The organism is Methylobacterium sp. J-077 (assembly GCF_022829365.1).
GTDB lineage: Bacteria > Pseudomonadota > Alphaproteobacteria > Rhizobiales > Beijerinckiaceae > Methylobacterium.
Genome location: NZ_JAKSYJ010000259.1, coordinates 1 through 1,167 on the forward strand (window position 1 = coordinate 1; position 1,167 = coordinate 1,167).

General features: G+C 73.7%; 1 protein-coding gene. It reads left to right on the plus strand.

Features of this window, described 5'->3' with window-relative positions; genetic code table 11:
- Positions 1 to 129 precede the first annotated feature (129 nt).
- A partial coding sequence (locus MKL11_RS32970; protein WP_243951630.1) for a DUF1501 domain-containing protein occupies positions 130 to 1,167 on the plus strand: 1,038 nt, incomplete at its 3' end.

Genomic DNA, 1,167 nt, shown 5'->3' on the forward strand with positions numbered 1-1,167 from the left:
CTCTACTTCTCGACGCTCTCGGCGACCCTGAGCGCCCCGACCCGGGACGCCCTGGCCCGCGCCGTCTCCCCGCAGGACTGGAACACCCTGTTCCTGTCCGCCCCCGAATTCATGCGCTGAAGGCCGCCCATGGACCCGCGCGACCCGCCCCGCCGCGCCCTGATCCGAGCCTCCCTCGCGCTCGGCCTGTCCACCGTCGCCGGCCGGGTCTGGGCCGCGCCGAAGGCGGATGCGCGCCTGCTCGTGGTGTTCCTGCGCGGCGCCTACGACGCGGCCAACGTCGTGATCCCGACGGGCAGCGACTTCTACTACCGCGCCCGGCCGACCCTCGCGGTCGCCCGGCCGGATGCGGCCGACCCGGCGGCGGCGCTGGCGCTCGACGCCGACTGGAGCCTCCACCCGAGCTTGCGCGACACGATCCTGCCGCTCTACGCCCGGGGGCAGGCCGCCTTCGTGCCGTTCGCCGGCACCGACGACCTCACGCGCAGCCATTTCGATACCCAGGACACGATCGAGCTCGGGCAGACGGTCGGCGCCTCCCGCGACTACAATTCGGGCTTCATGGCCCGGCTCGCCGCGGAGCTGACGCGGACGCGCCCGATCGCCTTCACCGAGCAGATCCCGCTGATCTTCCGCGGCACCGAGACGGTGCCCAACATCGCGATCAACGAGGTCGCCAAGCCCGGGATCGACGCGCGCCAGGCCGGGCTGATCACGGCGATGTACCGCGACACCCCGCTGGCCGCTTCGGTGGCCGAGGGGTTCCGCGTGCGCGACGCGGTCTACCAGTCGGTCTCGGAGCATCAGGCCGAGGCCGACCGCGGCGCCGTCTCGCCGAAGGGCTTCGCGCGCTCGGCCCGGCGCATCGGCCGGCTGATGCGCGAGTCGTTCAACCTCGGCTTCGTCGACGTCGGCGGCTGGCACACGCACGTGAACCAGGGCGCCGCCACCGGCTCCCTCGCCGACCGGATCGGCGAGCTCGGCCGCGGGCTGGCCGGCTTCGTCGAGGAGGTCGGCCCCGCCTGGAACGACACGGTGGTGGTCGTGCTCTCCGAGTTCGGCCGCACCTTCCGCGAGAATGGCAACCGCGGCACCGATCACGGGCACGGCAGCGTCTACTGGGTGCTGGGCGGTGCCGTGCGCGGCGGCCGCATCGCCGGGCCGCAG